This is a genomic window from Staphylococcus felis, from assembly GCF_003012915.1.
GTDB lineage: Bacteria > Bacillota > Bacilli > Staphylococcales > Staphylococcaceae > Staphylococcus > Staphylococcus felis.
In genome coordinates, this window is sequence record NZ_CP027770.1 from 1,266,561 (window position 1) to 1,285,143 (window position 18,583).

23 protein-coding genes and 1 pseudogene are annotated in these 18,583 nt (G+C 36.5%); 20 read left to right on the forward strand and 4 right to left on the reverse strand.

Features of this window, described 5'->3' with window-relative positions; genetic code table 11:
* Positions 1-91 precede the first annotated feature (91 nt).
* Together C7J90_RS05820 and C7J90_RS05825 are read left to right on the forward strand one after the other, a co-directional pair.
* Positions 92-3,208, forward strand: a complete 3,117-nt coding sequence (locus C7J90_RS05820; RefSeq protein WP_103208018.1) for an efflux RND transporter permease subunit — start codon at positions 92-94, stop codon at positions 3,206-3,208.
* Between the two features lie 81 nt (positions 3,209-3,289).
* Positions 3,290-4,453: an aminotransferase class I/II-fold pyridoxal phosphate-dependent enzyme gene (locus tag C7J90_RS05825; RefSeq protein WP_103208020.1), complete on the forward strand. Its 1,164-nt coding sequence runs from the start codon at positions 3,290-3,292 to the stop codon at positions 4,451-4,453.
* A 203-nt stretch (positions 4,454-4,656) separates the two neighbouring features.
* Here the strand turns inward: C7J90_RS05825 and mspA are convergent, their stop codons facing one another.
* The 3 genes from mspA to C7J90_RS05835 all read right to left on the reverse strand — a co-directional run bounded on the left by mspA (position 4,657) and on the right by C7J90_RS05835 (position 6,699).
* Positions 4,657-4,974 carry a membrane stabilizing protein MspA gene (gene mspA, locus C7J90_RS05830; protein ID WP_103208021.1) on the reverse strand — a complete coding sequence of 106 codons (318 nt, stop codon included), beginning with the start codon at positions 4,972-4,974 and terminating at the stop codon, positions 4,657-4,659.
* A gap of 175 nt (positions 4,975-5,149) precedes the next feature.
* Positions 5,150-5,317, reverse strand: coding sequence for an SE1832 family protein (locus C7J90_RS11980; protein WP_167388991.1), 168 nt, complete (start codon positions 5,315-5,317; stop codon positions 5,150-5,152).
* Between the two features lie 518 nt (positions 5,318-5,835).
* Complete coding sequence (locus tag C7J90_RS05835; RefSeq protein ID WP_103208023.1) at positions 5,836-6,699, reverse strand: GNAT family N-acetyltransferase; 864 nt, start codon at positions 6,697-6,699, stop codon at positions 5,836-5,838.
* Between the two features lie 151 nt (positions 6,700-6,850).
* Here C7J90_RS05835 and C7J90_RS05840 point away from each other — a divergent pair.
* Positions 6,851-8,983, forward strand: a pseudogene (locus C7J90_RS05840) (DNA topoisomerase III).
* 120 nt (positions 8,984-9,103) lie between these two features.
* Positions 9,104-10,438 (forward strand): NCS2 family permease, encoded by a 1,335-nt coding sequence (locus C7J90_RS05845; protein WP_103208024.1) that lies wholly within the window; start codon positions 9,104-9,106, stop codon positions 10,436-10,438.
* A gap of 305 nt (positions 10,439-10,743) precedes the next feature.
* On the opposite strand, the gene C7J90_RS05850 is transcribed toward C7J90_RS05845, so the two are convergent.
* The gene (locus C7J90_RS05850) at positions 10,744-11,127 is read right to left on the reverse strand and encodes a hypothetical protein (RefSeq protein ID WP_103208026.1); all 384 of its coding nucleotides are present in this window, start codon (positions 11,125-11,127) and stop codon (positions 10,744-10,746) included.
* Between the two features lie 361 nt (positions 11,128-11,488).
* Here C7J90_RS05850 and rpsJ point away from each other — a divergent pair, with 361 nt between their 5' ends.
* The 16 genes from rpsJ to rpsH all read left to right on the forward strand — a co-directional run bounded on the left by rpsJ (position 11,489) and on the right by rpsH (position 18,567).
* On the forward strand, positions 11,489-11,797 hold the full coding sequence (rpsJ, locus tag C7J90_RS05855; protein ID WP_001118667.1) for a 30S ribosomal protein S10: 309 nt from the start codon (positions 11,489-11,491) through the stop codon (positions 11,795-11,797).
* A gap of 27 nt (positions 11,798-11,824) precedes the next feature.
* Positions 11,825-12,484, forward strand: a complete 660-nt coding sequence (gene rplC, locus C7J90_RS05860) for a 50S ribosomal protein L3 (RefSeq protein WP_103208027.1) — start codon at positions 11,825-11,827, stop codon at positions 12,482-12,484.
* A 26-nt stretch (positions 12,485-12,510) separates the two neighbouring features.
* Positions 12,511-13,134, forward strand: coding sequence for a 50S ribosomal protein L4 (gene rplD / locus C7J90_RS05865; protein WP_103208029.1), 624 nt, complete (start codon positions 12,511-12,513; stop codon positions 13,132-13,134).
* On the forward strand, positions 13,134-13,409 hold the full coding sequence (gene rplW, locus C7J90_RS05870) for a 50S ribosomal protein L23 (protein ID WP_103208030.1): 276 nt from the start codon (positions 13,134-13,136) through the stop codon (positions 13,407-13,409). The genes rplD and rplW overlap by 1 nt, the downstream gene beginning before the upstream one ends.
* 31 nt (positions 13,410-13,440) lie before the next feature.
* Positions 13,441-14,274: a 50S ribosomal protein L2 gene (gene rplB, locus C7J90_RS05875; protein WP_103208032.1), complete on the forward strand. Its 834-nt coding sequence runs from the start codon at positions 13,441-13,443 to the stop codon at positions 14,272-14,274.
* Between the two features lie 64 nt (positions 14,275-14,338).
* Positions 14,339-14,617 (forward strand): 30S ribosomal protein S19, encoded by a 279-nt coding sequence (gene rpsS, locus C7J90_RS05880; RefSeq protein WP_014613216.1) that lies wholly within the window; start codon positions 14,339-14,341, stop codon positions 14,615-14,617.
* Between the two features lie 31 nt (positions 14,618-14,648).
* Positions 14,649-15,002, forward strand: a complete 354-nt coding sequence (gene rplV, locus C7J90_RS05885; protein ID WP_103208033.1) for a 50S ribosomal protein L22 — start codon at positions 14,649-14,651, stop codon at positions 15,000-15,002.
* Positions 15,003-15,025: 23 nt separating this feature from the next.
* The gene (gene rpsC / locus C7J90_RS05890) at positions 15,026-15,679 is read left to right on the forward strand and encodes a 30S ribosomal protein S3 (protein WP_103208035.1); all 654 of its coding nucleotides are present in this window, start codon (positions 15,026-15,028) and stop codon (positions 15,677-15,679) included.
* A gap of 2 nt (positions 15,680-15,681) precedes the next feature.
* On the forward strand, positions 15,682-16,116 hold the full coding sequence (gene rplP, locus C7J90_RS05895; protein WP_103208036.1) for a 50S ribosomal protein L16: 435 nt from the start codon (positions 15,682-15,684) through the stop codon (positions 16,114-16,116).
* Positions 16,106-16,315 carry a 50S ribosomal protein L29 gene (gene rpmC, locus C7J90_RS05900; RefSeq protein WP_014613220.1) on the forward strand — a complete coding sequence of 70 codons (210 nt, stop codon included), beginning with the start codon at positions 16,106-16,108 and terminating at the stop codon, positions 16,313-16,315. Before rplP ends, rpmC begins: the two co-directional genes overlap by 11 nt.
* A gap of 29 nt (positions 16,316-16,344) precedes the next feature.
* Positions 16,345-16,608 carry a 30S ribosomal protein S17 gene (rpsQ, locus tag C7J90_RS05905; protein WP_103208038.1) on the forward strand — a complete coding sequence of 88 codons (264 nt, stop codon included), beginning with the start codon at positions 16,345-16,347 and terminating at the stop codon, positions 16,606-16,608.
* Between the two features lie 30 nt (positions 16,609-16,638).
* On the forward strand, positions 16,639-17,007 hold the full coding sequence (rplN, locus tag C7J90_RS05910; protein ID WP_103208040.1) for a 50S ribosomal protein L14: 369 nt from the start codon (positions 16,639-16,641) through the stop codon (positions 17,005-17,007).
* Between the two features lie 42 nt (positions 17,008-17,049).
* A complete protein-coding gene (gene rplX / locus C7J90_RS05915; protein WP_103208041.1) occupies positions 17,050-17,367 on the forward strand; it encodes a 50S ribosomal protein L24 in 318 nt (105 codons plus the stop codon).
* Between the two features lie 24 nt (positions 17,368-17,391).
* The gene (rplE, locus tag C7J90_RS05920; RefSeq protein WP_103208043.1) at positions 17,392-17,931 is read left to right on the forward strand and encodes a 50S ribosomal protein L5; all 540 of its coding nucleotides are present in this window, start codon (positions 17,392-17,394) and stop codon (positions 17,929-17,931) included.
* A 21-nt stretch (positions 17,932-17,952) separates the two neighbouring features.
* Entirely contained in the window at positions 17,953-18,138 is a 186-nt protein-coding gene (locus C7J90_RS05925) for a type Z 30S ribosomal protein S14 (protein WP_103208044.1), read from the forward strand.
* A 30-nt stretch (positions 18,139-18,168) separates the two neighbouring features.
* A complete protein-coding gene (rpsH, locus tag C7J90_RS05930; protein ID WP_014613226.1) occupies positions 18,169-18,567 on the forward strand; it encodes a 30S ribosomal protein S8 in 399 nt (132 codons plus the stop codon).
* Positions 18,568-18,583 lie beyond the last annotated feature (16 nt).

The window sequence follows — 18,583 nt, forward strand, 5'->3', positions numbered from 1 at the left end:
TGAAAGTAATGATAAGTATTATGTTGAAAAATTGTGATTCATACAAATATGGCTCATTTCTAATGTTAAAGGTATTGGGGGAGATTAAACGATGATTAAAAAGTTGATAGATTTTTCTCTATCAAATCAATTCGCAGTGGTGCTTATGGTTATCTTAGTTATTATCGGTGGGGTCTATTCAAGCTTTAAGATGCGATTAGAATTACTACCTGATGTGGAACCACCAATGATGACAATTACAACTGCGATGCCAGGGGCGACAGCTGAAACTGTGATGAATAAAGTAAGCGATCCGATTGATAATCAAATACGAGGAATGGCCGATGTGGAAAGCGTGCAAACTGAATCGCTTTCAAATGTATCGATGGTGACGGTCAATTTTGATGAGCGAACGGATTTAGATCGTGCAGAACAACAAATTCAAAAAACACTGGACAAAATGGATTTTGAGGAGGGAATTGAAGCACCAGAAATACAGAGAAATGCAATGAATGCTTTTCCAGTAGTTGCCTACTCGATATTACAAAAAGAAAATGACGTCAAAGTTTCGACCTCAAAAGTTCAGAATCAATTAATTCCGAAGTTGCAAACTATAGATGGTGTCCAAAATGTTAATCTCAACGGCCAAACCAACCGCAAAGTCACGATTCAATTTGATAAGGACAAGTTGAAGGAAGTCGGATTAAACGAACAACAAGTCACTGACTATATTAAGGCGGCTACAAAAGAGTCTCCACTAGGTTTATTTCAATTTAAAGATACCGAAAAATCAGTAATTGTGGACGGCCAGTTTACTTCTGTAGCAGCATTAAAGAATATGAGTATCCCTGTTGAAGCGCTTAAACAAAGTGGGGGTACAGTGGATGGTGCAAAAACACCAGGACCATCAGCTACTGACATGCAATCTAGAGAGCGAACAATAAGTAGCAATATCTCCTTAAATGATCTAGCTAAAGTTCAATTATTAGACGAACGGGACTCTGTTTCGCGTACGAATGGCCAAGATGCAGTAGATGTTCAAATTATTAAAGCACAAGATGCAAACACAGTAGCAGTCGCCAATGAAGTGGACAAAGTTGTTGATGACTTTATCAATGGGAATAACGACTTGGATGCCGTTCAAATTATGGACACTGCCAAGCCAATTAAAGATTCATTAGATACAATGATTGAAAAGGCACTTTTAGGTTCAATGGTTGCAATCATTGTGATTATGCTGTTTTTAAGAAATATCCGTATGACGGCCATTTCACTTGTGTCGATACCTATGTCATTATTAATAGCGATGATTGCACTGAAACTGACGGACGTATCTCTTAATATTTTGACATTAGGTGCTTTAACGGTTGCGATTGGTCGCGTCATAGATGATTCTATTGTCGTTATCGAAAATATTTATAGACGGTTGAATCGAGCAGATGAAAAATTAACAGGAGATGCATTGATTGTATCAGCAACAAAAGAAGTATTTGTTCCTATTATGTCTTCAACATTTGTCACTATAGTTGTATTTGCGCCGCTCGCATTTGTGACTGGTTCAGTCGGGCAGATGTTTAGACCATTTGCTTATGCAGTGACATTTAGTTTGTTAGCCTCACTCCTTATCTCTATTACAATTGTACCTGTATTAGGATCAATCTTTTTTAGGAAAGGTTTAAAAAAGAAATCTCAAAAGCAACTTGGCGTTGTTGGAACACACTATCAAAAAGTGTTAAATTGGAGTTTAAATCATAAGTGGCTTGTTATTTTACTGAGTACATTACTTTTAATAGGAAGTATCTTTTTAGGTGCGATGAAGATTGGGACAAGCTTTATTTCAACTGGTGAAGATAAGTTTATGGCATTAACATATACCGCTAAACCGGGTGAGACAGAAGAGAATGTGTTAAAAAGTGCAGATCAAGTTCAAAAATACTTGCAAAAGAACCCGCATGTCAAAAATATACAATATTCTGTTGGTGGTCAATCACCTATTGATCCAACAGGAAGTACAAACAATATGGCACTCATGGTTGAATATGATTCTGACACACCTCACTTTGAGGAAGAACCTGAAAAAGTGCTTAATGATATTGAGAAGTATCATCATAAAGGGGAATGGAAACAACTAGACATGGGAACTGGCGGAACGACGAATACGCTTGAAGTTCAAGTGACTGGTCCGTCCACACAGGCAATAGAAAGTACTGTAAAAATGATTGAAAAAAGCATGAAAGATGTCAAAGGCTTAACAAACGTTAAATCGGATTTAACAGAAACATACGAAGAGTATCAAATTAAAGTGAATCCAGATCAAGCGAGTGAATACGGTGTTACGGCTAGTCAGCTTGCCATGTTACTCAATCAAAATGTGCCAGATACGACTGTTTCAGAAGTAAAAGCGCAAAAGCAAACGTATGATGTCGTAGTTAAACATGATAAATCAACAGACTGGACTCAGCAAAAGATGGAGAATACACAGATACCAACACCGCTCGGTAGCAATGTGACATTAGATGATATTGCTACAATTGAGAAAACAAAGACGCCGAATAAACTTGTTAAAGAAGGTGGAGATTACACTAGTACAGTATCTGCTCAAATTTCAGGGGATGATGTAGGTGCTATTTCTCAAAATGTGATGCAAAAATTAAAACATATAGAGACACCGAGTCATGTCAAAACGTCTCTTGGGGGTACGAATGAAGATATGCAAGCTGCATTTTCACAATTGATGATTGCTATGGTTGCTGCTGTGATTACCGTTTATTTAGTACTTGTATTAACATTTAAAGGTGCACTTGCGCCATTTACGATTTTATTTTCTCTACCATATATCGCTATTGGTGTAGTGATTGCTTTAATTTTGACAGGCGAAACGTTATCTGTGCCAAGCATGATTGGCGTGCTCATGCTTATTGGTATAGTCGTCACAAATGCAATTGTATTCATTGATCGCGTTACTCAAAATGAAAAACAAGGCATGCCAATGAAAGAAGCGTTATTAGAAGCAGGAGGCACAAGAATTAGACCCATTTTAATGACTGCAATTGCAACTATAGGAGCTTTGATTCCATTATTATTTGGTCAGGATAGTTCCATACTTATTTCTAAAGGGTTAGCTGCCACAGTTATTGGTGGGTTAATGTCTTCCACTATTTTGACACTGATTGTTGTACCTGTTATCTATGAAATTTTATTTACGATTAAACGTAAATTGATAAAATAGCATACTTTAGGGACTAAGATATTGAAAATTGAAGGGTTGGTCAAAAGGATAATGATACTGACCCTTAAAGGGGGTTCAATAATGCGTTATACAAATATTTTGAGTGAAATTCCAGACAGTTATTTTGGTAAAACGATGGGGAAAAAGGTTGAACACGGACCACTCTCTCTCATTAATTTAGCAGTGGGTATCCCTGATGCAGATACCCCTCAAGTTATCTTAGATGAATTGAGTCAAGCGATTTTAAAGCCTGAGAATCAGAAATATCTTGCGTTTCAAGGGAAAGAGGCATTCAAACAAGCGATTGTTGATTTTTACCAACGTCAGTTCGATGTTCATTTAGACCCAGAAAAAGAAGTGTGTCTATTATATGGAACGAAAAATGGGCTCGTCGCACTGCCTACTTGTGTCATTGAACCCAATGATGAAGTTTTATTACCTGATCCAGGGTATACAGATTATTTGGCTGGTGTCATCTTAGCAAAAGGTCAGCCCAAGCCACTCGAGTTAACTCAGGAGCGACATTATTTACCAGATTGGGATAGTGTAGACACATCAAACACAAAGCTCATTTATTTAACGTATCCTAATAATCCAACTGGTTCTGTTGCGAATACTGCATTCTTTCAAGATACGATTGACCGTTTTAAAGGGACAAAGACGAAGATTGTACATGACTTTGCTTATCAAGCTTTTGGCTTTGATCAATCGAACCCAAGTATTTTACAAGCAAAAGGTGCAAAAGATGTTGCAGTTGAAGTCTTTTCATTTTCAAAAGGATATAATATGTCAGGCTATCGTGTAGGGTTTGCGGTAGGTAATGCAAACATCATCCAAAATTTGCAGAAGTATCATACGCATACTCAAGCAGGTATGTATGGAGCCTTACAAGATGCCTGCACAGTTGCTTTAAATGAATGTGATGATGTATTGAAAGAACAAGCGCGGATTTTTGGTCAACGACGTGATTTAATTGAGGATGCACTGCAACAAGCACGAATCCCACATGAACCCGTTAAAGGAGGAATATTCTTATGGTTGCAGTGTCCACCCGGATTTTCGAGTGACGCATTTATAACGTATTTATTAAAAAAGCTATCAATTCTTGCAGCTCCAGGACATCCATTTGGTAAGCGTGGAGAAGGATATGTACGCTTATCATTTGCGATAGATGAGAGACAGCTTCGAGAAGCTTTAAATCGACTTATATCAATCAAAGGGCTGTATCATAATCATGAGTTGTGACCCTACTTTAATCATTTAGATAACAATCACATGTTCAAAAGGTTAAAACAAGATTCAGTAGTCATACAAATATAAAACCAAAAGAACACATCAGCGAATACACTAATATAAAACCACTACGCATATCGTTTACCCTAGAGAATTCATCTTAGGTAAGTGCTACATAGCGAAGTGGTTTTATTGCTTTTGTATAACTTTGCATGTTAAACAAAAACGATGGCCAATATGATATAAATGATAATAATAAATAAAGAGATGATATTTAAAATATGTACGCCTTTATGGTCGCCCTTAGCATGTTTGAAAGCTGTGATTTCAACATTTGCGATCAGTAATATAAGGACTACAAATAACCACCAAACCGAAACAGGATAATAGGCAAGTGAAGTTGCCACAACAATAATGAGTAGTACACCCATGAGTCCACGTAATATTTTAGGAAATCTCATGTTTATTTTGAAGATACTAATATAACCTACTATCAAATACATGAGAGGTAAAAGTATTAAATACAGTAACATGATTTACATCCTTTCTGGTCGATATCAATCTGAGAAATAGGTGTTCTATGATGATGGAAGACGCTATATTTGAATGGTTTTAACCTAATATGTGAAGGCCATTCAATATAGAAATCAAACATCAATGGAACCTATTAATATAAGGAGATGTATCTATTCTATACGCTTGTTATATTCACTTTGCATGTAGCTGTGTACGTATTTTTGAAATTTGATGTTCGATATCTTCAAGTTGCTTAATGAGAGGTTCGACTTGTTGTGATGTCGATTCGCGTTTCTCCAAATCATTTTGCAGTCGGACATAATCAAACTTTAACGATTCTAATTGTTGTTCTAATTTCATAAAATAGCCTCCCTTACTTTCAATAACGTTAATTATAGCATGTTGTCTATACATTTATAAAATATTATACAATCAAAAGGTGACTCTATAACAGCTTGAAAAATAGTAAAAGCGCTGATATTTGAGCCACCTTTTAAATAAGGGCTCTATAGTAAATCGGACTGGTGTATAAATAATTTCATTTATTTGATTGATCCATAAAGCCTCACTTTTCTAGGCGCCTCACCTCAACGCATTTTAAGATTGAACTTACCCAATCTTAAAATGGATTTTCGGTTACGGCAAGATGCCTCAGAAGTCTCGGCTTAGGAATCAATCAAATGTGCTATATTTATTCACACCCCTAAGTTATAAAATATGTTTTACCAACTCAATTTCACTGATTTATGTTGTATTAAAAGAGACATTAATGTTCAAGACTTTATGATCACACAACGAAAAAGGCGTTAAGCAATCCATTATTGCATAACGCCTTAATTTAATGTGACCAGTCCAATTTGACTGAGAGCCTAAATAAGTTAAGACGAAACGTATTTAAATTTTCGATATTCAGATGTAATGTTAAATCCTAATTCATGAAAACGTTCTACAAGACGATGGTTTTTACTACGGATTTTGAAGTATATGCGATCAAATTGATCTTGTTGCAAGACATGGTGAATAGCATGCTGTATAAGGTCAAATGCAATCCCTTTTAGTCGATAGTCTGAATGGGAGGAGAAATATTTAATTTCAGCATGTTGTTGATTTCGGTCATATATTAAATATAAGTAGCCTTTTAAGATGCCTTCTGCCATATATAAAAAGAGTTGGTGATCAGAATCAAGTGATTGTTCAATCTCTTCGGCTGTCATTTCATGATGAGTGAATGTGGATTCGTGTAATTTTTGAAACGAACGGAAATAGGCAGGTTGGTATTGAATAATGTGATGAAGATTTTCGGTTTCACCTAAATCACGCGATGTCTCAAGATAGTAATCTGTAAATGTATAAGATGCACCAATCGTTTTCATAAATGCTTTAATATGTTCATTTTCAGCTGCATAGGCAAAATAATAAATGGCATCACTATCAATGTGCTGTGTCATTTTATGGAATAATGCGTCGAATACTGAACCAGTGGGCGTGTATCCTTGCTTTGTGATTGGACCAATCACTTTAAAACGATTCTCAAAATAGGGGATACACATCATGACCATTTGGATGTCATTATTCTCTTTAACAACATAAATACCAGTAGTTTGAACAGCTTCTTTAAGAAATAACATTAATGCTTCATCATATTGTGTAGGTAGTTTATTTGTGTATGATTGAGTGGCATTAACGTTGGATTGGATAAACGTTGTGATTTCAGATGCGGATTGTACCCGAGTGATTTCCATCATGTTCCTCCTCTGCTAAATGCTTAATATTATTATAAGTCCTTTTATCATGAATTGAAAGAAAGGACACATGTTCAAAATGATATTGTAATGAAGGTCAGAAGGTGAACATGTTACAATAGTACTAATACAATATAAAGGAAGATTAATTATGAAATCATTAATTTTAGCAGAAAAGCCTTCTGTTGGTCGTGATATCGCTAAAGCTTTAAACGTAGACACAGCACGTAATGGCTTTTTTGAAAATAAACGCTATATCATCACTTGGGCACTTGGTCATCTTGTGACGAATGCAACGCCCGAGAAATATGATAAAAAATACCAAAAATGGTCGCTTGATGAGTTGCCTATTATCCCTAAGCATATGAAAACGGTTGTCATTGGTAAAACGAGAAAACAATTTAACACGGTACAACAATTGATGAAACGCAACGATGTCGATGAAATCATTATAGCAACTGATGCTGGACGAGAAGGTGAGTTAGTAGCACGCTTAATTATTGAGAAAGCACATATTCAAAAAAGGATTAAGCGCCTATGGATTAGTTCAGTTACTGAAAAGGCAATTCGATAAGGATTTAAACATTTGAAAGAAGGTCAACAATATCATCATTTATATCAAGCAGCACTAGCTCGAAGTGAAGCGGATTGGATTGTAGGGATTAATGCGACTCGTGCTTTAACAACGAAATACGATGCGCAACTTTCATTAGGGCGTGTACAAACTCCGACCATTCAGTTGGTAGCAACTCGTCAAAGAGAGATTAAGCAATTCAAGCCGCGAGAGTATTATACGCTAACCGTTGAATATAAAGGGGCATTATTTCAACATCAACATGAACAGCGTATTTACGAAAAAGAAAAGCTAGAAGCAATAGTTGAGAAAATCAAACAAACAGAAGCGCAAGTTGACAAAGTAATCGAAAAAACTAAGAAAAGTTATCCTGGATTATTGTTTAACTTAACTGATCTACAGCAAGCTGCTTATCAGCGCTATCGTTTAGGCGCAAAACAAACTTTGAATGCTTTACAGCAATTATATGAACGTCATAAGCTTGTGACATATCCTAGAACAGATTCTCATTACTTGACAACTGATATGGCTGATACATTAAAAGAACGTGTACAGGCAACAATGGCAACTGATTATCGTGAAGAGGCCAAACAATTAATGCAACAACACTTTTCGACTAAAGCCAAATATATTAATAACCAGAAAGTTTCAGACCACCATGCAATCATACCTACTGAAATCAGACCTAAATTAGACACGTTATCAGCGACTGAGAAAAACATTTATATGCTGATTGTTCAGCGATTTTTAGAAGTACTCTCACCACCATATCAGTATAAGGAAAAGAAAATCATCATTAAAGTTGCTGGAGAAACATTTCAATATCAAACTCAAGAGACGCTTTCACTTGGATTTAAAGCATTTCAAAAAGAAACGCATCATCAAAATATTAATCTGACAATACTTGAATCAGAACGTATCAAATTTCAAAATCCAACTATTCATACACAGCAAACGACACCGCCTCCATATTTTAATGAAGGGACTTTGTTAAAAGCGATGGAACGACCAGATCAATATTTGCGCATAAATGACAAACGTTCGGCTGAAACTTTAAAAACAACAGGAGGAATTGGTACAGTTGCGACGCGTGCTGATATCATTGATAAACTTTTCAATATGAATGCACTTGAAAGTCAAGATGGTAAAATTAAGGTCACTTCAAAAGGGCAACAAATTTTAGATTTAGCACCAGAAGCCCTTACGTCACCTCTGTTAACTGCACAATGGGAAGACAAATTAACTCAAATTGAAAAAGGTAAATATCAACGAAAGCAATTTATGAATGAAATGAAGCAGTTTACGTATGACATCATTGAAACAATTAAGACAAGTGAGCAAAAATATAAACATGACAACCTCACAACTGCCGAATGTCCAACTTGTGGTAAGTTTATGCTGAAAGTTAAAACTAAAAATGGCTCGATGCTCGTGTGCCAAGATCCATCTTGTAAAACGAAAAAAGATGTGAAGACTAAGACGAACGCTAGATGTCCTCAGTGTAAGAAGCGGTTGACTAAATTTGGCACAGGTAAAGGTGCAACATACAGATGTGTATGTGGGTACACCGAAACACAAGAACATATGGATAAGCGTTTTAAAAATAAAGGTAAAGATAAAGTTTCGAAACGAGATATGAAAAAATACATGAAAGATGAGGAGCTTGATCATAATCCGTTTAAAGATGCATTAAAAGGACTTAAACTGTAAGTAGTCTTGAAAATCGAACAAAATGATAATATTATCAAAAAAAGTTCGTATTCTGTGTTGAAATGAAACGCTAATCGTATTAAAATATGAAGGTATTTTAAAAAAGAGGAGAAAAGAACATTGAAACGATACTTCCGATTTGATGAGTACCAAACCAATTACAAGCGTGAAATATTTGGTGGACTCACGACTTTCTTATCTATGGCATATATTTTAGCAGTTAATCCGCAAATTTTAAGCTTAGCTGGTGTTGAAGGCATTTCACCTGATCAAAAAATGGATCAAGGTGCAATATTTGTTGCGACATGTCTAGCTGCTTTTGTAGGATGTTTATTTATGGGGCTTATCGCACGTTATCCGATTGCCCTTGCGCCCGGAATGGGACTGAATGCATTTTTTGCTTTTACAGTTATATTGAATATGGGGATACCTTGGCAAGTAGGGTTGACAGGTGTATTTTTCTCAGGCTTTATTTTTGCAATTTTAACTGCCACAGGTCTTAGAGAAACGATTATTAATGCAATTCCATTTGAGATGAAGATGGCTGTATCAGCAGGTATTGGTCTATTTATTACTTTTGTCGGCTTACAAAGTTCAGGCATTATCAAAAATCAAGATGCAACATTAGTGACGTTAGGAAGTATTACGGACCCTCCCGTATTATTAGCAGTATTCGGTATTATCGTTACAGTAGTGTTATATGCTAAACGTATACCGGGAGCAATCTTTATAGGGATGGTTATTACAGCACTAGTAGGTTTATTGACAGCGCAAATTGCACCACCTCATGCAATAGTAGGTAAAGTGCCGAGCATTGCACCGACATTTGGGGCTGCATTTGAAGCGTTTCAAGATCCGGCACAACTCTTTACGATCCAATTTTTAATCGTTATTTTAACATTTTTATTCATAGACTTTTTTGATACTGCAGGGACAATTGTTGCAGTGGCTTCACAAGCAGGATTTTTGAAAGATAATAAGTTGCCTAGAGCAGGACGTGCATTGTTTTCCGATTCTTTAGCAACGATGGTGGGTTCTGTTTTTGGAACGACAACAACAACATCTTATATTGAGTCAACTGCAGGAGTGGCAGTTGGAGCAAGAACTGGATTTGCAAGTATTATTACAGGGGTGTGTTTCTTGTTGGCGCTATTTTTTAGCCCATTGATGGCTGTCGTCACATCTGCAGTTACAACACCAGCACTTGTCGTTGTTGGCGTTTTAATGGCGTCTAACTTAGCTGAAATTAGTTGGAAGAAATTTGAAGTTGCAGTGCCTGCTTTTATCACGGTTATTATGATGCCGCTGTCATACTCAATCGCAACAGGTATTGCTTGTGGATTTATTTTCTATCCTATTACGATGTTACTGACAAAACGTCATAAAGAAGTTCATCCTATTATGTATGGTTTAATGATTATTTTTATTTTATATTTTGTATTTGTTCATGGTTAAAAAGGAATAAACAGGCTGGGGCATAATCCCAAAATAATAGCGTAGAGATGAGTGAATCACCTCTACGCTTTTCTTTTATCAATCATTCGTATTGTTTGGCTCGCATTTCCTAGGGGGATGGGTCGAGCCGCGGTCTCGACGCTCATCCTATTCCCTCAGGAGTCTCGCCAACAATACGACGTGATATACATGTAATTTTACATTGAAATACTTTTAAAAAAGACATTTTCGTATCATTGAATGAATCAACTCATTATAAGAAAACTTCGAGATATTTATATCCCAGCCTGTTTTTTCTATTGGAATTATTGATTTAAATGATCACGCTCGTAAATTACTTTGGCATTTTTACTTGGCAAATAGACAGGGGTAACGAATAATACAAATAAAAAGAAAATCATAAGTACAAACATTAACCAGTGTAATAACATACCAACAAATGGAACAATTGCTAATCCATTCGCAACAATGCCGATTAATGGGATAACGAGCATCGGTTTAATAGAATTTTGTCGATCAACCATCAATATTAATAGTATGACTAAATAGATAAAAGCATTAAATGCTAAAACTTGCCATCCTGATGATAAGATAACAATTCCTCCAATAAATGGGATACCTGAAATAAACTCGGAAATTAAAACAATAATACTTAATAAAATTAAAGCAGTTTTGGAATTACGTTTCATAGCTTTTCACCTTCATATTTAAATTAATGTTTAGGATAATGAATTCGATTATATTTACTATTATAATGAGAAAATATAAAAACAACAAAAACCCTGATTTTGAGCTAGAAAAATTTTGGATAAAAGGTTGAACTCAAGCGTAAATTAAAGTAAAATAGCATGGTATGCAAAAAGACAACAGAAACTTTTCCAAAAAGGTTGACTTACATAGGAGTTCTCATGTAAGATGTTTAATGTTGGACTTTTAATGCGATGAAGCGAAAGGTTACTGACACACCCGGCCGCTTTGCCATGGCGCTGTGTGAGATAGTTTTCGTGGAGAAGTCTATCACTTAATGAAGACGTATAAGGAGGGTAAATGATGGCAAAACAAAAAATCAGAATTAGATTAAAAGCTTACGATCACCGTGTTATTGATCAATCAGCTGAGAAAATTGTAGAAACTGCAAAGCGTTCTGGAGCGGATGTATCTGGTCCGATTCCATTACCAACAGAGAAATCTGTTTACACAATCATTCGTGCGGTTCACAAATACAAAGATTCTCGTGAGCAATTCGAACAACGTACACATAAACGTTTAATCGACATTGTTAACCCTACACCAAAAACAGTAGACGCTTTAATGGGTCTTAACTTACCATCTGGTGTAGACATCGAAATTAAATTATAATAGAAAATTTTAGGAGGTGGACTTTCGATGACCAAAGGAATCTTAGGAAGAAAAATTGGAATGACTCAAGTGTTTGGCGAAAATGGAGATTTAATTCCAGTAACAGTAGTAGAAGCAAAAGAAAATGTTGTATTGCAAAAGAAAACTGAAGAAATTGACGGTTATAACGCAATTCAAATCGGTTTTGAAAACAAAGAAGCATATAAAAAGAACAGCAAGACAAACAAATATGCTAATAAACCTGAAGAAGGTCACGCTAAAAAAGCAGACACAGCACCTAAGCGCTTCGTTCGTGAATTCAGAAACGTAAACGTTGATGATTACGAAGTAGGTCAAGAAGTCTCAGTAGATACATTTGAAGTAGGTGACGTTATTGACGTAACTGCAACTTCAAAAGGTAAAGGTTTCCAAGGTGCTATCAAGCGTCATAATCAAGCGCGTGGACCTATGTCACACGGTTCTCATTTCCACAGAGCACCAGGTTCTGTAGGGATGGCTTCAGACGCTTCTCGTGTATTCAAAGGACAAAAATTACCTGGCCGTATGGGCGGTAACACTGTAACTGTTCAAAACTTAGAAGTTGTTCAAGTTGATGCGGAAAACAACGTGATTTTAGTTAAAGGTAACGTACCTGGCCCTAAAAAAGGTTTTGTTCAAATCCAAACAGCAATTAAAGCTGATAAATAATCAGTAGTGAAAGGAGGAAATGCATAATGGCAAATTATGATGTATTAAAAGTTGATGGTTCAAAAGCTGGTACAGTTGAACTAAGCGATGCGGTCTTCGCAATCGAACCTAACAATGATGTATTATTCGAAGCGATCAATTTACAACGCGCTTCATTACGCCAAGGAACACACGCGGTTAAAAACCGTTCAGCAGTTCGTGGTGGTGGACGTAAACCATGGAGACAAAAAGGTACAGGACGTGCGCGTCAAGGTACTATCCGTGCTCCACAATGGCGCGGCGGTGGTGTTGTATTCGGTCCGACACCAAGAAGTTATGCTTACAAAATGCCTAAAAAAATGCGTCGTTTAGCATTGCGTTCAGCAATTTCTGCTAAAGTTCAAGAAAATGAACTTAAAATTGTTGATAACTTCAATTTAGACGCTCCAAAAACAAAAGAATTCAAAACAACATTAACTAACTTAGAATTACCTAAAAAAGTATTAGTTGTGACAAATGGTGAAGATCTTAACGTAGAATTATCTGCACGTAATATCCCAGGTGTTCAAATCTCAACACCAGAAGGTTTAAACGTATTAGATATCACAAACGCAACTAGTATCTTAATTACTGAAGAAGCAGCTAAAAAAGTTGAGGAGGTGCTCGGATAATGGAAGCTAGAGATATTCTAAAGCGCCCCGTAATTACTGAAAAATCATCTGAAGCAATGGCTGAGGATAAATATACTTTCGAAGTTGACGTTCGTGCGAACAAAACTGAAGTTAAAAAAGCAGTTGAAGAAATCTTTGAAGTTAAAGTTTCAAATGTAAACATCATTAACTATAAACCAAAGAAAAAGCGCATGGGTCGTTATCAAGGTTACACAAACAAACGTCGTAAAGCGATTGTGACTCTCAAAGAAGGTCAAATCGACTTATTTAACTAAAAATATAATACCAATAAGGAGGTAAGCGACAATGGCTCTTAAACATTATAAGCCAATTACTAATGGTCGTCGTAATATGACTACATTAGACTTCGCTGAAATTACTGAGTCTAAACCTGAAAAGTCATTATTACAGCCGCTACCGAAAAAAGCGGGTCGTAACAACCAAGGTAAATTGACAGTACGTCACCACGGTGGAGGACACAAACGTCAATACCGTGTTATTGATTTCAAACGTAATAAAGATGGAATTCAAGGTAAAGTTGATTCTATCCAATATGATCCAAACAGATCAGCAAATATCGCATTAATCGTATATGCAGACGGTGAAAAACGCTACATTATTGCACCTAAAGGATTAGAAGTAGGTCAATACGTAGAAAGTGGTTCAGAAGCAGATATCAAAGTAGGAAACGCTCTTCCGTTAAAAGATATTCCTGTAGGTACTACAATTCATAACATCGAATTAAAACCTGGACGCGGTGGACAAATCGCTCGTTCAGCTGGCGCTAGCGCACAAGTACTTGGTAAAGAAGGTAAATACGTATTAGTACGTCTTCGTTCAGGTGAAGTACGTATGATTCTTTCAACATGCCGTGCAACTATCGGTCAAGTTGGTAACCTTCAACACGAACTTGTAAACGTTGGTAAAGCTGGTAAATCTAGATGGTTAGGTAAAAGACCAACAGTTCGTGGTTCTGTAATGAACCCTAATGATCACCCACACGGTGGTGGTGAAGGTCGTGCACCTATCGGACGTCCATCTCCAATGTCACCATGGGGTAAACCAACTCTTGGTAAGAAAACTCGTCGTGGTAAAAAACGTTCTGACAAACTTATCGTACGTAGACGTAAGAGAAAATAAAAATAGCTTATTTGGGTGTGCGGCGTAATCGCTGCACGCACATAATAAGAAAGGAGGCGCCACTATGGCTCGTAGTATTAAAAAGGGACCTTTCGTCGATGATCACTTAATGAAAAAAGTGGAAGCACAAGGCGACAGCGAAAAGAAACAAGTAATTAAAACATGGTCACGTCGTTCAACGATTTTCCCAAATTTCATTGGACACACATTTGCAGTATATGATGGTCGTAAACATGTACCTGTATACGTAACTGAAGATATGGTTGGTCACAAATTAGGTGAATTTGCTCCAACACGTACTTTCAAAGGTCATGCAGCAGACGACAAAAAAACTAGAAGATAATAGATTCCGATAAGTAGAGGAGGAAATACGAATGGAAGCAAAAGCGGTTGCTAGAACTATCAGAATCGCACCTCGTAAAGTAAGATTAGTCTTAGACTTAATCAGAGGTAAAGATGTAAGAGAAGCAGTAGCTATCTTAAAAGTAACAGATAAAGCATCTTCTCCAGTCATTGAAAAATTATTAATGTCCGCTTTAGCTAATGCAGAACATAACTATGGTATGAATACTGACGAATTAGTTGTGAAAGAAGCATATGCTAACGAAGGACCAACATTAAAACGTTTCCGTCCACGTGCTCAAGGACGCGCAAGCGCAATTAATAAAAGAACAAGCCACATTACAATTGTTGTAAGTGATGGTAAAGAAGAAGCTCAAGAAGCTTAATCAAATATTAAGGAGGGAATACCGTGGGTCAAAAAATTAATCCAATCGGACTTCGTGTTGGCGTAATCCGTGACTGGGAAGCAAAATGGTACGCAGAAAAAGACTTCGCATCACTTTTACACGAAGATTTAAAAATTCGTAAATTTATTGATAATGCATTGAAAGACGCTTCAGTATCTCACGTTGAAATTGAGCGTGCTGCAAATCGCATTAATATCGCAATTCACACTGGTAAACCAGGTATGGTAATTGGTAAAGGCGGATCTGAAATCGAAAAGCTTCGTAACAAATTAAACCAATTAACTGACAAAAAAGTACACATTAACGTTGTTGAAATCAAAAAAGTTGATTTAGATGCACGTTTAGTTGCTGAAAATATTGCACGTCAATTAGAAAACCGTGCTTCATTCCGTCGTGTGCAAAAACAAGCTATCGGCAGAGCAATGAAATTAGGTGCTAAAGGTATCAAAACTCAAGTATCAGGTCGTTTAGGAGGCGCAGACATCGCGCGTGCTGAACAATACTCAGAAGGAACTGTACCACTTCATACTTTACGTGCAGACATCGATTATGCACATGCTGAAGCAGACACAACTTATGGTAAGTTAGGTGTTAAAGTATGGATTTATCGTGGAGAAGTTCTTCCTACTAAGACAAATAGTGAAGGAGGAAAATAATTATGTTACTACCAAAGCGTGTAAAATATCGTCGTCAACATCGTCCTGACACAAAAGGTCGCTCAAAAGGCGGTAACTTTGTAACATTTGGTGAGTTTGGTTTACAAGCAACTACAACTTCTTGGATCACATCTCGTCAAATCGAATCAGCGCGTATTGCAATGACTCGTTACATGAAACGTGGCGGGAAAGTTTGGATTAAAATCTTCCCTCACACACCATATACTAAAAAACCTTTAGAAGTACGTATGGGTGCTGGTAAAGGTGCAGTAGAAGGCTGGATTGCAGTCGTAAAACCAGGTAGAATTTTATTTGAAGTTGCTGGTGTATCTGAAGAAGTAGCGCGTGAAGCATTACGTTTAGCTAGCCACAAACTTCCAGTGAAAACGAAGTTTGTAAAACGTGAAGAATTGGGTGGTGAAACAAATGAAAGCTAAGGAAATTAGAGACTTAACCACTTCAGAAATCGAAGAACAAATCAAATCTTCAAAAGAAGAGCTTTTTAACCTACGCTTTCAATTAGCTACAGGTCAATTAGAAGAGACTGCTCGCATTAAAACTGTTAGAAAAACGATTGCACGTCTTAAAACTGTTGCACGTGAAAGAGAATTAGAACAAGGAAAAGCGAACCAATAATTTTTTAATTGAAAGAGGAGGTTACTAAAGTGAGCGAAAGAAATAATCGTAAAGTTTACGTTGGTAAAGTTGTTTCAGACAAAATGGACAAAACAATCACTGTTTTAGTTGAAACTTACAAAACGCATAAACTGTATGGTAAACGTGTTAAATACTCTAAAAAATACAAAACGCATGATGAAAACAATTCAGCTAAACTAGGAGATATCGTTAAAATCCAAGAAACGCGTCCTTTATCAGCGACAAAACGTTTCCGTTTAGTAGAAGTTGTCGAAGAATCAGTAATTATTTAATGACTATTAAAAGATAAAGGAGGTTCAATCATGATCCAACAAGAAACACGTTTAAAAGTAGCAGACAACTCTGGTGCTCGTGAAGTACTTACGATCAAAGTATTAGGTGGATCTGGCCGTAAAACAGCTAACATTGGTGACATCATTGTAGCAACTGTTAAAAATGCTACACCTGGAGGCGTTGTTAAGAAAGGCGATGTTGTTAAAGCTGTAGTTGTACGTACGAAGTCTGGTGTACGTCGTAAAGACGGTTCATACATCAAATTTGATGAAAATGCATGTGTTGTTATTCGTGACGACAAAGGACCACGCGGAACACGTATTTTCGGTCCAGTAGCTCGTGAATTACGTGAAGGGAACTTTATGAAAATCGTTTCTCTTGCACCAGAAGTACTATAATTCATTCCTAAAAATAAATCACAAATTCAAGGAGGTGCCCACATGCATATCAAAAAAGGTGACAACGTAATCGTTATCGCAGGTAAAGACAAAGGTAAGACAGGTAAAGTTGTAGCAACTCAACCTAAAAATGACCGTGTCGTTGTGGAAGGTGTGAACATGATCAAAAAACACCAAAAACCAACTCAATTTAATCCTGAAGGTGGAATCTTAGAAACTGAAGCAGCTATTCATGTTTCTAACGTACAATTATTAGACCCTAAAACAAACAAACCTACACGAGTAGGCTACAAGTTCGTTGATGGTAAAAAAGTAAGAATCGCTAAAAAATCAGGCGAAGAAATTAAATCTAATAAATAATATTAGTTGAAAGGAGGATCCACTTTGAACCGTTTAAAAGAAAAATTCAATTCAGAAGTTACAGAGAACTTAGTTAAAAAATTCAACTACAGTTCAGTAATGGAAGTACCAAAAATCGACAAAATCGTTGTAAACATGGGTGTTGGTGATGCAGTACAAAACTCTAAAGTATTAGACACTGCTGTTGAGGAGTTAACTGCAATCACTGGTCAAAAACCGCTTATCACGAAAGCTAAAAAATCAGTTGCGACTTTCCGTCTACGTGAAGGTATGCCAATTGGTGCGAAAGTAACTTTACGTGGTGAAAGAATGTATGAATTCTTAGACAAATTAATCTCAGTATCATTACCTCGTGTACGTGACTTCCGTGGTGTTTCTAAAAATGCATTTGATGGTCGCGGTAACTACACATTAGGTGTTAAAGAACAACTTATTTTCCCTGAGATTGACTATGATAAAGTATCAAAAGTACGTGGAATGGATATCGTTATCGTAACGACTGCTAACACTGACGAGGAAGCTCGTGAATTGTTAACGCAATTCGGTATGCCATTTCAAAAATAATCTCTGAAGGAGGCTAATTAAGTGGCTAAAAAATCAATGGTTGCTAAGCAACAAGGAAAACAAAAGTTCCAAGTCCGTGAATATACTCGCTGTGAACGTTGTGGACGTCCACATTCTGTATTCCGTAAATTCAAGCTTTGCCGTATATGTTTCCGTGAACTAGCTTACAAAGGTCAAATTCCTGGCGTACGTAAAGCTAGCTGGTAAAATTTAATTCTCGAAAGGAGGCAACAAACTATGACATTGTCAGATCCAATTGCAGATATGCTTACTCGTGTAAGAAACGCAAACATGGTGCGTCACGAAAAGTTAGAATTACCTGCATCAAATATTAAAAAAGAAATTGCTGAAATCCTTAAAAATGAAGGTTTCATCAAAAATGTAGAATATATCGAAGATGATAAACAAGGTGTTATCCGTTTATTCTTAAAATATGGTTCAAACAACGAACGTGTTATTACAGGTTTAAAACGTATTTCTAAACCAGGTTTACGTGTTTATGCTAAAGCAAACGAAGTACCTAAAGTATTAAACGGTTTAGGTATTGCATTAGTATCTACTTCAGAAGGTGTTATCACTGATAAAGAAGCTAGAAAACGCAACGTTGGTGGAGAAGTACTAGCATACATTTGGTAATATTAAATAAGGAGGT